Annotated in this window: 14 protein-coding genes; 5 read left to right on the top strand and 9 right to left on the bottom strand. The window is 32.5% G+C overall.

Annotated features, from left to right (window positions below; all coding sequences use genetic code 11):
- Positions 1 to 65 precede the first annotated feature (65 nt).
- Positions 66 to 488 carry a universal stress protein gene (locus ISP08_RS02105; protein ID WP_195719193.1) on the top strand — a complete coding sequence of 141 codons (423 nt, stop codon included), beginning with the start codon at positions 66 to 68 and terminating at the stop codon, positions 486 to 488.
- Between the two features lie 182 nt (positions 489 to 670).
- Here the strand turns inward: ISP08_RS02105 and ISP08_RS02100 are convergent, their stop codons facing one another.
- From ISP08_RS02100 to ISP08_RS02085, 4 genes are all read right to left on the bottom strand, one after another.
- Positions 671 to 1,480, bottom strand: a complete 810-nt coding sequence (locus ISP08_RS02100; protein WP_195719192.1) for a Cof-type HAD-IIB family hydrolase — start codon at positions 1,478 to 1,480, stop codon at positions 671 to 673.
- A 194-nt stretch (positions 1,481 to 1,674) separates the two neighbouring features.
- Positions 1,675 to 2,055, bottom strand: coding sequence for a VOC family protein (locus ISP08_RS02095; protein WP_195719191.1), 381 nt, complete (start codon positions 2,053 to 2,055; stop codon positions 1,675 to 1,677).
- Positions 2,056 to 2,093: 38 nt separating this feature from the next.
- Complete coding sequence (locus ISP08_RS02090; RefSeq protein ID WP_195719190.1) at positions 2,094 to 2,510, bottom strand: MarR family winged helix-turn-helix transcriptional regulator; 417 nt, start codon at positions 2,508 to 2,510, stop codon at positions 2,094 to 2,096.
- A 187-nt stretch (positions 2,511 to 2,697) separates the two neighbouring features.
- Positions 2,698 to 3,609, bottom strand: coding sequence for an ABC transporter substrate-binding protein (locus tag ISP08_RS02085; protein ID WP_048793827.1), 912 nt, complete (start codon positions 3,607 to 3,609; stop codon positions 2,698 to 2,700).
- A 523-nt stretch (positions 3,610 to 4,132) separates the two neighbouring features.
- Here ISP08_RS02085 and ISP08_RS02080 point away from each other — a divergent pair.
- Positions 4,133 to 4,600, top strand: coding sequence for a thioesterase family protein (locus ISP08_RS02080; RefSeq protein ID WP_195719189.1), 468 nt, complete (start codon positions 4,133 to 4,135; stop codon positions 4,598 to 4,600).
- A gap of 66 nt (positions 4,601 to 4,666) precedes the next feature.
- On the opposite strand, the gene ISP08_RS02075 is transcribed toward ISP08_RS02080, so the two are convergent.
- The 4 genes from ISP08_RS02075 to ISP08_RS02060 all read right to left on the bottom strand — a co-directional run bounded on the left by ISP08_RS02075 (position 4,667) and on the right by ISP08_RS02060 (position 8,447).
- Positions 4,667 to 5,317: a TetR/AcrR family transcriptional regulator gene (locus tag ISP08_RS02075; RefSeq protein ID WP_195719188.1), complete on the bottom strand. Its 651-nt coding sequence runs from the start codon at positions 5,315 to 5,317 to the stop codon at positions 4,667 to 4,669.
- Between the two features lie 9 nt (positions 5,318 to 5,326).
- On the bottom strand, positions 5,327 to 6,457 hold the full coding sequence (locus ISP08_RS02070) for an ABC transporter permease (protein WP_195719187.1): 1,131 nt from the start codon (positions 6,455 to 6,457) through the stop codon (positions 5,327 to 5,329).
- Between the two features lies 1 nt (position 6,458).
- A complete protein-coding gene (locus ISP08_RS02065; RefSeq protein WP_195719186.1) occupies positions 6,459 to 7,163 on the bottom strand; it encodes an ABC transporter ATP-binding protein in 705 nt (234 codons plus the stop codon).
- A 138-nt stretch (positions 7,164 to 7,301) separates the two neighbouring features.
- Positions 7,302 to 8,447, bottom strand: a complete 1,146-nt coding sequence (locus tag ISP08_RS02060; protein WP_195719185.1) for an aminotransferase class I/II-fold pyridoxal phosphate-dependent enzyme — start codon at positions 8,445 to 8,447, stop codon at positions 7,302 to 7,304.
- 235 nt (positions 8,448 to 8,682) lie between these two features.
- On the opposite strand from ISP08_RS02060, the gene ISP08_RS02055 reads away from it, so the two are divergent.
- The 3 genes from ISP08_RS02055 to ISP08_RS02045 all read left to right on the top strand — a co-directional run bounded on the left by ISP08_RS02055 (position 8,683) and on the right by ISP08_RS02045 (position 11,401).
- Positions 8,683 to 9,963, top strand: a complete 1,281-nt coding sequence (locus ISP08_RS02055; RefSeq protein ID WP_195719184.1) for a homocysteine synthase — start codon at positions 8,683 to 8,685, stop codon at positions 9,961 to 9,963.
- Positions 9,964 to 10,177: 214 nt separating this feature from the next.
- Positions 10,178 to 10,930, top strand: coding sequence for a threonine/serine exporter family protein (locus tag ISP08_RS02050; RefSeq protein ID WP_048793821.1), 753 nt, complete (start codon positions 10,178 to 10,180; stop codon positions 10,928 to 10,930).
- Between the two features lie 12 nt (positions 10,931 to 10,942).
- Positions 10,943 to 11,401, top strand: coding sequence for a threonine/serine exporter family protein (locus ISP08_RS02045; RefSeq protein ID WP_048793820.1), 459 nt, complete (start codon positions 10,943 to 10,945; stop codon positions 11,399 to 11,401).
- 60 nt (positions 11,402 to 11,461) lie between these two features.
- Here ISP08_RS02045 and ISP08_RS02040 read toward each other — a convergent pair whose 3' ends face one another.
- Positions 11,462 to 12,352 carry an ROK family protein gene (locus ISP08_RS02040; RefSeq protein WP_195719183.1) on the bottom strand — a complete coding sequence of 297 codons (891 nt, stop codon included), beginning with the start codon at positions 12,350 to 12,352 and terminating at the stop codon, positions 11,462 to 11,464.
- Between the last annotated feature and the right edge of the window lie 7 nt (positions 12,353 to 12,359).

The following is a 12,359-nucleotide window of genomic DNA, read 5'->3' as shown; positions in this document are numbered from 1 at the left end:
TTTAACTATAGAGACATGTAATTTTTCAAAAACAGGGTATATGTATTGTAAAGGGGGCAAAGATTATGTATAAAAATATTTTATTAGCATATGACTTTGAAAACTCATTTACGAACGTGCCAAAAGCAATTGAAAATCTTAGTGGTGGCCAAAATGATGCTACGGTAACTATTTACAACGTTATATCTGATGCAGAATTACAGAGCTCTGTACGTTACGATAATAGACACGTTGAAGATTTAACAGACAAAAAGAAAGAAAGATTACAACCTTTCGTGGAACAACTTCAATCTACAGGCGTACAAGTTAATATAAAATTTAGCTCTGGCCCAATCAGAAACAGAATTTTAGGCGAACTTGAAACTAATAAATATGACGTTGTAGTAATGAGCAATAAACGTGATAAAGCAAACTTAGGAAACGTCTTAGGGAATGTAACGCATAAAGTAGCTAACAATTCACCAGTTCCCGTTCACATCGTAAACTAAATTTTAAATATTAGGAAAAGGTTACAGCCATAGTGCCATGGCTGTAGTCTTTTTTGTCTATTGATAGACACACAATATTTATCATTTTCTATCAAATACATTTTGTGGCATTCCAAATATAAATAAAAGAGTGGTCTCCTAATATCGTTGGAAATCACTCTTTTTAATATATGAATTAACTACTATTGTTGTTCTTTTAAATATTTTTCAATTACTTGTAAAACACCTGATTCTTCATTAGAAGGCGCTCGATGCTGTGCAACTTCTGCCAACTCTGGACTGCAACTTTCCATCGCATAACTATGCGGCGTTAACTGTAGCATTTCGATATCATTGTTAGCATCACCAAAAGCTAATAACTCATCTTCTTGAATATCCCATTTTGCTAACAACTCTTTTATCGCTTCTCCTTTATTAACATGCGGCACCAACAAATCTAAACTATCAAATCCACTCGTAACTGAGCGAATTGATTCACCAAATTTGTCGTTTAATTCGTTAACCACATTATTTAATAAATTTCCATCCGTAATGAGCATTGCTACTTTGACAATTTTATCATGGCTTAAATCATCGAAATTGTCTACATATGTAAGATCTTTATAATATAATTTAACGTGCTTTTTAAACGCTTCAGGCGCATCATGATGTAAATATGCAGTCTTAGCGCCGCTTAAAATAATATTTTTTATATGATGTTCCTGTTCTAAAAATTTAACTACATCTTCGATTAAAGTAGCATCGAAATGATGCGCATTAAGTAATTTATCTTTGAAAAATGTAACTGCCCCGTTTTCACCTACAAAAGTAATTTCTTCATCTTTATCCGGGAAAAATGATTGTAACTGTGCGTATTGATTACCACTGGCAACGATAAATTTTATGTTTTGTCGTTTAATTTCTGTAAATAATCGATCAAAATAAGCTCTATCATATGAATGCTCTGAATTTAAAAATGTTCCATCTTTGTCTACTGCTATTGCTTTAATCAAAATATCCCTCTTTCCTACATTGTTTATAACAAGAAAGAGAGTGTGACAGACGTCTAATTTTCAACATAGACTTCGTTGCCCCACTCTATTATCGATGACACCTTTTCATCACAAAAACGTAGTTGTTTATGTCATCTTACTACAGAAAATATAATACCATATTACCAGAGCTAAAGTAGCACTATAGTTATTATTTACATTGCAATGATATTAAAACGGTTACCATCTGGATCACTAAATAATCCTCCATAGTAGCCTTCCAATTTAGTTCCTCTTTGCAATACTTTACCATTTGTATCGTCTACTAAAGTTAACAACTCATCAACTTCTTCATTTGTAGATACAGATACAGAAACTAGTGCACCATTGTTCGTTGTGTCGTTCACATTCGCTGCTTTTTTAAATTGTTGTTGTTCAATCAACATAATAATATGACCGTCTGCCGTTTGAACACCTAACATTTTATCCAACATTTCTGCATTTTTCTTGATTTCAAAACCTATTTTGTCATAAAAAGCTTCACTTTGTTTCAAATCAGCAACACATAAATTTAACCAATTACCTGTGATGTTCATTTTAAATCCCCCTTTTTAAATAAAAACTGTTTCAACGATTAAGCATCACTTTTTGAATGATGTGTAAGTTGACGCATATGGTTAAAATCAACTTTTTCTAAAAGTTTAGCATACGTATTACTCGCATCATTTATAATTTCGGCTCCAGCTTCAGTTAAATAAATGTACATAGCACGATGATCTTCTACACATTCTCTCCTACATACATAACTAGGTGAAAAGCTTTCTAACCGATTAATTAATCGTGACATGGCACTTTGACTTAAATCTACTACCTTTATTAAATCATTGATTTTATACTTATTCCCTTTAGCATTGTTAATTTCATATAATACATAAAATTCTTTTAAGCTGAGGTTATATTGTTGTCTTAAACTTTTCTCCATCATCGTTTCAATATAATGCACATATTGCGTTAATTCTAACCACTGTGCAATTTGTTGATCTTGTCTCATATTTACAACTCACACCTCCTTAATAAATTGTTCATATTGTTTTTCATTCATTTAAGTATATATGATTTGTACAAGTATTTGAAGTTCTAGGCACTGTAATGCATAGACTAACTTATATTCAAATAAAAATAACTCCTACGATAGATAAACCTATCATGGGAGTCATTTTTAATATTTACGATGCAACTTATTTTTGTTGTTTTAATAATTTAGATTTTAAATCTTTACGTTCATAATCTAATGAATAAGGATCGTTCAACCAATAAATACCTTCATCAACTTTGATATCGTGATGTTGTGTTACCGCCTTACTATTTTTCCATACGTCTTTGTCACCAAATGATAACTTAGCACCTTTAGCTACTGGCGTAATAACATAGTCTCCAGTCATTTTTGGAATTTCTTCTTCTGAAATTTCCGCTAAATCATTTTTCTTAGTTGCTTTAGCAACATTAGATGGCATTTTTAGACCAAATGAATCATATAATACTTCACTTCCGTGACCGTATGTTTTACCTAGTACATATAATTTTTTATCGAAGTCTTTAATGATTGATACTGATGTATCATCACCAATTGCTTTCTTAATTTCTTTACCGTCATTTTTTGTCTTTTTATCCCAATTTTTAACCCATTGTTTCGCTTTATCTTCTTTACCTACAAGTTTACCTAATTCAATGTGTTGCTGTTTGTAATCATGTTTTTGATAATCAAATGCTACTGTAGGTGCTACTTTTTGTAGCTTTTTAAGATTTTTATCAGTGCTATAATCAATGATTAAATCTGGTTTTAATTTCGCTACACTTTCAACGTTTTCTGGGTCTACCTTTTTGACGTCTTTAAATTTATCTTTAAGTACTTTGCTGTCGTTTACGATTTTGGCAACACCAACTACGTTAGCATCCAACTGTTTTAAACCACCCGCATATGTAGCACCTAAAACAACGATACGTTTAGGTTTTTTAGGAACTTTTATCGTTTTCCCTGAATCTTGTTTATAATTTTTTGTTGCCTCTTTATCGTTCTTATTATCAGAACCATTACTACAAGCCGTTAAAACAAGTAACATTGCAATTAATGTGACAATTAATTTTTTCATTTTCTGAACCCCTCTTTTTCTTTAATACTAAAATAACGAACTGCTTTATCTGACGGTTATTGAATCTTATATGTATGACTCAAATCTTCTAAAAGATGCTGAAATATGGGTAATACCGTTTCGGCATTTATATTACGATAACCAGTAGTTGGTTTTATTACTCCTAATAATTGCGCTAAGGTTGTTTTACCTACGCCACTCTTTCTATAATACCAATTTTTTCAACTTTTTGAAGGTCAAAATTAATATTTTTTAAAATATTATGCTCTTTAATTTGATAGTATAAATTAAATAATTGAATCATAATTTCATCATATATGACTTTGCTACTTTGTTAAAATCTTTAGGTATAATTAGTTAAGTACTGCATGTAACATTTATTGAGATTCACAGTGCGCTGTGGTTCTCAATTTTCAATAAAATTACGCGTCTTGAACGATTATTCTATACACAACCTAATAATTTGGTATAAACTAATATCATTGAGAAAATTGCAAGAGCGAAATTAATTGGAGGACTTCTAATGACAACAATATTTGAGTATAACTTTACGGTCGAAACTTCTTGGATAGATCATAACGACCACATGCATGATGCTAAATATTATTCATTATTTAGTGATTGCGTCGTCTATTTCTTCAAATCTGTCGGTTATGAATTTGAACGTGAAGATTTGCCAGTAACCATTTTCAGTTTAGAATCACATATTTCTTTTTTAAAAGAATTACGTTTAGGTGATACTTTTACTGTAAGACCTTATATTTATGATTATGATGCCAAACGTACACATCTAATTTTAGTAATGACTAATGCACAAGGTGAAAAAGTGGCTACTTATGAAGTAATGATGATTAGTGTAAGTAATAAGACACGTAAGAGTGCACCATTCCCGGATAAAATTTATCAAACTATCGCAGATTATTATTCACAACAACCACAGTTTGAAGTACCTAAACAAATCGGTCACGTAATTGGGATTCCGAAAAAATAAATTAATAAATAAGAGGTTGAGAAATGATACTTTGCTCAACCTCTTATTTTATATTTGGCTTTATGTCTATGATTGCTTAAACATTTTATACAGTCCATCTTTTACAAATAATGCAAACTGCTTATAACTTTCACCTTTAGTATAGTTATTATTTATTATTACTGGGATATTTAAATTTAAAATTTGTGCAATGACCGTACGTATAAAGAACTCTGGTTCAACGTCACGCATCTCCCCATTACTGATAAACCATACAATTTTATCTTTTAAACTACTCGTTAGCTTATGAGTGAAAATATTAACTAATATATTTTGGAAATTCTCGTTAGTAATGGCTTCATTCAAGACAACTTTAAGAATACGTCTATTGTCATAAATGAATTGAGACCTATTGTCTACAAACAAATTGATAAACTCATCAAAATGTTTTGTGTCGTTTAATTCATCTGTAAATTGTTTAACAGCTACTGGCGCAATGTGGTCTCTTAAAATTGGAATTAAACCTGCATATAATAACATTCGTTTACTTTTAAACTGTTTAAATACTGTGCCTTCTGCGACATTTGCACGTTGCGCAATTTCTTTAGTACTCGTTTTATCAAAACCTTGCTCACTAAATAATGCAATAGCGCTTTCTATGACACGTCTTTGTTTATCGCTTAAATATTCCAGTTGTGGCACAATCGTTTCAACTAATGACTTGATATCTTGATTCATACTGACCTCCTATACTTTTCTATATCTTTTCATGCCTATAATATTTAAAATCAATAAGAAAATGAAAAATGCTAGTAATACAATTAAATAAATGTATATATCATTAAATCCATATCCCTTAATCATAATATTTTGCATCGTTTGCCCGGTATAAAATAATGGCATGATATGAGAAAAGTACTGTAACCCTTTATTCATTGATTCAATTGGTATAATACCAGCAAATAATACTTGTGGCACTATGACTAATGGTATAAATTGAATCATTTGGAATTCTGAGGAAGCAAAAGTTGATAATAATATACCAAATGTCACAGCGACGAGTGCTGTTAATATTGCTGTCAATAGTACGAACCATATCGAACCTACTAGGTCTATGTGTAGAATATAAATTGCATATAATACTACGACTACAGTTTGGATAACACTAAAACTACCATAACCGAAGACATAACCAAAAATAATTTCACTCCTTTTTATCGGAGAAGCAAGTAAGCGTTCTAATGTACCTGAAGTACGCTCTTTTAACAAGCCAATACCCGAAATTAAAAACGTAAAGAAAAAGACAAAGAACCCGATTAATATAGGGTTGATCATATCAAAATACGTAGAATCTGATGAACCATATAAATAATGAGACGTTAGTTTATATGGCTTAGCCATATCTTGCTTAGGGGTACTTTTCCCATTATCAGGCATTTTTTGTTGAATTTTAGTTAACGCTTGATGCAATTTATTAGTATTATCTTTCATCGCATTCATATTATGGCTCATTAGCCACTTTTGATTCGCACCTGTTAATTCTCCTGCTTGTGTAGGATTATCGTTAGCATAAGTCACTGATACTTTGTGACCATCGCTGTGCAAAAATCCTGTTAATTTGTCGTCTTTAATTTTATGGTTTATATCGTCGCTATTATTATAATGTTTAACGTGAATGTCTTTATCATGTAATTCAGAAATTAATGAATCTGGTACATCGTGAACGCCAACCTTCACACCATTCGTATTATCGGCAACTGTAAAAATATAATATAGTAACGACAATATTAATATAGGTGCAATAAGTAAGAGCGCCAACGTTCTTATATCTCGAATCGTTTGTTTAAAAATACGTCCTGCTATATACAACGAATTCATATTATCCCTCCATATTCAGAAATACGCCTTCAATCGTATCTGTGTGATATTGTTTTTTCACTTCATCGGGTGTACCCGTAGCCAATATCTTCCCTTGATTCATTAATACGAGTTTGTCACAACGTGTAGCTTCATCTAATACATGCGTTGTAACTATAATACATTTATCTTCTGATTTTGCTTTAGTTAAGTCCTTCCAAATTGCCTGACGTAATTTAGGATCAATCCCCACCGTTGGTTCGTCTAAAATAAGAATGTTTGGGTCTTGTAAAAAGCTAATAGCTAAAGATAAACGTCGTTTCATACCACCAGAATACATTTCGACTTTCTTATCCAAATCTTTGTCTAATTGCACCATCGAACTACATATGTCGACACGCTTTTTAATATCTTCTTTGTCATTTATATAAATTCTTGCAAAAAATGTTAAATTTTCACGTCCAGTCAAATCGTTATATAAAGCATCATTTTGAGCCATATAGCCAATATTCGATAATATTTTTCTATTGGGCATGGTATGTTCTTGAATCGAAACCTTGCCGTCATCTGTTTTCTCCATGCCTAAAATGCACTGGATTAACGTCGTCTTTCCAGTACCAGAAGGACCTATCAGCCCTACAACCTCACCTGAATTAAATGATATCGATATATCATTCAACACTTGTTGTTTACCAAAGGACTTACTTACATTTTTTACCTCTATCATAAAGTATGCCTCCTCGCTTTAATAAGATGAGTGAGCACTCACTTTATTTACATATTACTACTTTTTTGTTCGTTGTCAATAAAAATAGCGATACTAAAACACATAGTTTCAGTATCGCTATTAAATAAATATATTTAGTTATTTAACAACATCTAATGCTTGTTGTAAGTCTTGTACTAAGTCCTCTGTATCCTCAATTCCTACTGAAAGACGAATTAAGCCATCCGCAATACCTTCTTTTTCACGGACGTCTTTTGGAATAGATGCATGTGTCATAAGTGCCGGAACTGAAATTAAACTTTCAACAGCACCTAAACTTTCAGCTAAAGTAAAGTATTGTGATTTTTTAATAACCTCTTTAGCTTTATCAATATCTGCAACCTCAAATGCAACTACGCCAGTGTGGCCAGAAGATTGATTTTCATGAATTTCATGATTTAAATGGCTTGCAATACTCGGATGGAATACATTGTTTACGGCAACGTGATTTTGTAACATTTCGATAATAGCTAACGTATTACGTTGAATTTGATCCATTCTTAAGCCTAATGTTTTAATCCCTCTGATTAATAGATAACTATCTTGAGGTCCTAATACGCCACCTGTTGAATTTTGAATAAAACCAATACGTTCTGCTAAATCATCACGTTTTGTCGCAACTAATCCTGCTACAACATCACTATGACCACAAATATATTTCGTAGCAGAATGTAACACAATATCTACGCCAATCGCTAAAGGATTTTGGAAATAAGGTGTCATAAATGTATTATCCACTACAGAGATTAAATTATTTCTGTTAGCTATGTCTACAGCTGCTTTAATATCAGTAACACGTAATAACGGATTTGAAGGTGTTTCAATATACAGCATTTTCGTTTGTGGTGTGATGTGTTGTTCGATTTGATCAGCATGTGTTGTATCTATAAAATCAACCTTAATCCCATAGCGTGTAAACACTTTAGTTAAGGCACGATATGTTCCACCATAAACGTCTGAGTTAATTAATAAATGATCACCTTCATCTAATAACATAATAACTGCTGTAATTGCAGCCATACCTGAACCAAATGCAAAACCATAATTACCTTGTTCTAATTCTGCAATAACACTTTCTAATGAAGCACGTGTTGGATTAGCCGAACGTGAATATTCATAACCCTGTCTTAAATCACCAATGCCGTCCTGCATATAAGTACTTGTTTGATAAATGGGTGTTGTTACGGCTCCAGTGTAATCATCCGTTGTGTGTCCACCATGTATTAATTGAGTCTTTTTATTCATTATAATTCTCCTTTGTGTCTTGTTTTAAATTTGCTCTTCCAAGTGACTAGTACAAAGCCTAATAGTATAAATCAATTCCTATTTAATCGATAAGTATTATACATCAGCTTGATAATTAATAGCAAACAATCAAACCACAAATCCCTATCATTTTAATAAGATATATTGATTTCTAAAAGCGCAAATAGTATAGTTATAATTATCAGAAAATTCTAAATAAAAGGAGTGTCTTATAATGAGTGAACAAAAATGGCATTTAGATACACTATCAATTCATGCCGGTCAAGAAGTCGATGACTTTTCAAAATCCCGTGCAGTACCAATTTATCAAACATCAAGTTACACATTTGATGACACTGATCACGCCCAATCCCTATTCTCATTAGCAGAAGAAGGCAATATATATACCCGCATCATGAATCCAACTCAAAACGTTTTAGAAGAACGTATAGCCGCATTAGAAGGTGGCATAGGTGCATTAGCAACATCATCTGGCCAAGCAGCCATACATTTAGCATTGTTGAATATCGTAGAATCAGGTGATGAAATTGTTGCCTCTTCTAATTTATATGGTGGTACTTACAATTTATTAAATGTCACTTTTAAAAAACTGGGTATTAAAGTTCATTTTGTAGATCCAAGTCATCCTGAGAACTTTAAAGAAGCTATTACTGACAAAACAAAAGCAGTATATGCTGAAACGATTGGTAACCCTCGTATTGATGTACTAGATATTGAAGCTGTATCTAAAATCGCCCATGCCAATGACTTACCTTTAATTGTTGATAACACTTTCCCGACGCCGTATTTATTAAGACCTTTCGAATTTGGCGCGGATATTATCGTTCATTCAGCTACTAAATTTATCGGTGGACACGGTACGTCTATCGGTGGTGTTATCGTAGATAGCGGTAACTTCAATTGGAATAACGGCAAGTACCCTGGTTTAGTCGAACCTGACGAAAGTTATCATGGTATTTCTTATGTAAATGACGTTGGTGAAGCTGCTTATATTACGAAAGCACGTGTTCAATTATTACGTGACTTGGGCTCTGCAGTATCACCTTTTAACGTTCATGAATTTTTAATTGGTTTAGAAACTTTACATTTACGTATGCAACGACATTCTGAAAATGCATTACGCGTAGCTCAATATTTAAATGCACATCCTAAGGTAACGTGGGTAAATTATCCAGGGTTAGAAGACAATCCCTACCATAATTTAGCACAACACTATTTACCAGACGGTCAAGGCGCTATATTAACATTTGGTATTGATGGCACAGTTAACGAAATTTCAAGTTTCGTAGACGGCTTGCAGTTATTCTCACATTTAGCAAATGTAGGTGATTCTAAATCATTAGTAATTCACCCAGCAAGTACGACCCATTTACAATTATCAGAAGAAGAGCGCCAAGCTTCTGGCGTACTTCCCGAACTTGTTCGATTATCTATTGGTACAGAAAATATTGATGATATTATTAACGACTTAGAACAAGCATTAACAAAAGTTTAAGTCGTCATTCGATAAATATATTTAATACACCTACATGCATGCTTCCCTTGTGTGTAGGTGCTTTTGTGGCTTATCGCCTTTTCTTTAAGACTACCCTTCATTCTGACGTTAGACAAACCTCAGACTGACATATTTACTTTTTATTTAAATCCCTTTGAAATTATGGTTTGATACTGGGATAATTAATTTAATTCTCGTGATTGGAGGTATATTGATGGATAACGAAAGAGACAAAATTACGATGACTGTTATTCTATTGGCAGGCAAAATTTTACTTTCTTCTGGAGCAGAAGTCTCTCGAGTAGAAGATACGATGCGTCGCATGGCGATAAGTATGGGATATTATAACAGCCAAGGTTATGTTATTAACGTATTTATCAATTTTTCTTTAAGTTCTGATCACGACACACGTATTATTAGAATTGATAAAAACATCACGAATTTACTTAAAATTTTTCAAGTCAATTCAATTTCTAGAAAGTTAACGAGCAACCGCATCTCTATATATGAGGCACATGACAGTCTACAACGTATCGACCATACCTCATTAAGTAGTGCTTTATGGAAAAAAGTTATTGCTGCTGGTTTAATTTCATTGAGTTTTCTTTATTTATTAAACGGGACTTGGCAATATGTAATCATTACTTTTTTAGCAGGAGCTATTGGTTATTTCATAGTAGAGTATATGCAAAGTAAATCATTAACAATGTTTATCCCAGAATTTATAGGTTCATTTATTTTAGGCTCTATCGCCATCTTGGGATCAAAACTATTTGGTGTAAGTGGTAACTTAGGTTCTTCAATCATTGCTTCAGTCATGCCTATTGTACCTGGTGTCGTAATTACCACTGCTATTCAAGATTTATTTAGTCGTCATATGTTAATGTTTACAGCTAAGTTTCTAGAAGCGCTCGTAATTGCTTTTGCTATAGGTTCTGGTATAGCTATTGCGTATTTAATTTATTAAGGGGGTATCGTAATGACATTCGTCTTCTCTTTTTTCTTTAGTTTTACCGCTTCATATTTTTTCGCATTTATTTACGATGCACCTAAGAAATTATTTATACCTGCAGGTTTAGCAGGTGCTTCCGGTTATATTGTTCATTTTATTTTTATCGAAACCATGCACATGGATACTATCTATACGAGTTTAATTGGCAGTTTAACTTTAGGTTTAATTAGCCAATTATTAAGTCGTTTATTAAAATCTCCAGTCGTTATTTTTATGATACCTGGAATTATTCCTTTGGTGCCAGGGAGTTTAGCTTTTAGAGCAACCCAACAACTTGTAACACTCGATTTTACAAGTGCTGGTACAACATTTATTAGAGCAATCTTAATTGCAGGATCAATTGCTCTAGGCTTATTATTATCAGATCAATTATCAAAAACGCTAAACATTACAAAATATTGGCGCGTCAAAAAGAACAAATTATAAAAAATGATTGAGTATGTAAGATACGTTGGTTAACCGCGCATCATTCATACCCAATCATTTTTATTTTACGTCATATAATCCTGCCAAAACATTTGAGTTTAAGTTACTAATTTTGACTTTAAACTCTCCTTCTGTCATTAAATTATGGTTTCTCGCATAACTTTCAATACTTTCTTTATAAGGCAATGCACTATTCGTAACACCACCACCTAATACAATCGTATATACATTATATAAACTATAAATGTTATTACAAAGTTGTTGCGTCATTTTCATTACTTCATCCAACATCGCAGTAATTTCACTATGTTCATCATTTATATACATATCGATAGCTTGTCGTGTAGAAGTTTCTTCCCCCATAATATCAGTAGCTTTTCTACTAATAGCTAAGCCTGAAATTTCATTTTCTACACATCCATATTGTTTACATACAGGACATTGATAATCGCTATCTGTTTTAATGATTGTATGGCCAATTTCTCCAAAGTTCCCGTCTGCGCCATGTAATGGTTTACCGTTGTTCATGTATGCTAATCCTATGCCTGTACTTATCGTTAAGTATATAAGTGAGGATTCATTCACATCTAAGTCTCTGTATTCAGCTCTAATAGCCGCATCGGTATCATTGACAAAAGCAGGGTCAAAGTCACTTTGTTTACGTATGTAGTCACCTGCATTAAATCCATTATATTGCTGCAAATTAGGTGGATTTAAAAAGATGCCTTCTTTATATTCGCATGGCCCCGGCATAGCAATGTTCAAAGTTTGTGGCGCCAATTGTTTATATTTATTTTTATAATCTTTAGCTAATGAAACAATTTTATCAAATTGTTGTTGAGGACTTGTTGCAATAGTTTCAAAAGTTTGGAAATCAATAATTTCCATTTTCTCATCTATCACACCGACAATGGTCTTTGTACCTCCAATATCAACTGCTAATTTATACATCGTATAC

This window comes from Staphylococcus lloydii (assembly GCF_015775975.1).
GTDB lineage: Bacteria > Bacillota > Bacilli > Staphylococcales > Staphylococcaceae > Staphylococcus > Staphylococcus lloydii.
This window is presented reverse-complemented; position numbering and strand designations above follow the sequence as displayed.

Excerpts from the sequence above, each read along its gene's own strand:
- ISP08_RS02105 (WP_195719193.1), top strand. The coding sequence starts at position 66 with ATGTATAAAAATATTTTATTAGCATATGACTTTGAAAACTCATTTACG.
- ISP08_RS02095 (WP_195719191.1), bottom strand. The coding sequence starts at position 2,055 with ATGAACATCACAGGTAATTGGTTAAATTTATGTGTTGCTGATTTGAAA.
- ISP08_RS02090 (WP_195719190.1), bottom strand. The coding sequence starts at position 2,510 with ATGAGACAAGATCAACAAATTGCACAGTGGTTAGAATTAACGCAATAT.
- ISP08_RS02085 (WP_048793827.1), bottom strand. The coding sequence starts at position 3,609 with ATGAAAAAATTAATTGTCACATTAATTGCAATGTTACTTGTTTTAACG.
- ISP08_RS02080 (WP_195719189.1), top strand. The coding sequence starts at position 4,133 with ATGACAACAATATTTGAGTATAACTTTACGGTCGAAACTTCTTGGATA.
- ISP08_RS02075 (WP_195719188.1), bottom strand. The coding sequence starts at position 5,317 with ATGAATCAAGATATCAAGTCATTAGTTGAAACGATTGTGCCACAACTG.
- ISP08_RS02070 (WP_195719187.1), bottom strand. The coding sequence starts at position 6,457 with ATGAATTCGTTGTATATAGCAGGACGTATTTTTAAACAAACGATTCGA.
- ISP08_RS02065 (WP_195719186.1), bottom strand. The coding sequence starts at position 7,163 with ATGATAGAGGTAAAAAATGTAAGTAAGTCCTTTGGTAAACAACAAGTG.
- ISP08_RS02060 (WP_195719185.1), bottom strand. The coding sequence starts at position 8,447 with ATGAATAAAAAGACTCAATTAATACATGGTGGACACACAACGGATGAT.
- ISP08_RS02055 (WP_195719184.1), top strand. The coding sequence starts at position 8,683 with ATGAGTGAACAAAAATGGCATTTAGATACACTATCAATTCATGCCGGT.
- ISP08_RS02050 (WP_048793821.1), top strand. The coding sequence starts at position 10,178 with ATGGATAACGAAAGAGACAAAATTACGATGACTGTTATTCTATTGGCA.
- ISP08_RS02045 (WP_048793820.1), top strand. The coding sequence starts at position 10,943 with ATGACATTCGTCTTCTCTTTTTTCTTTAGTTTTACCGCTTCATATTTT.
- ISP08_RS02040 (WP_195719183.1), bottom strand. The coding sequence starts at position 12,352 with ATGTATAAATTAGCAGTTGATATTGGAGGTACAAAGACCATTGTCGGT.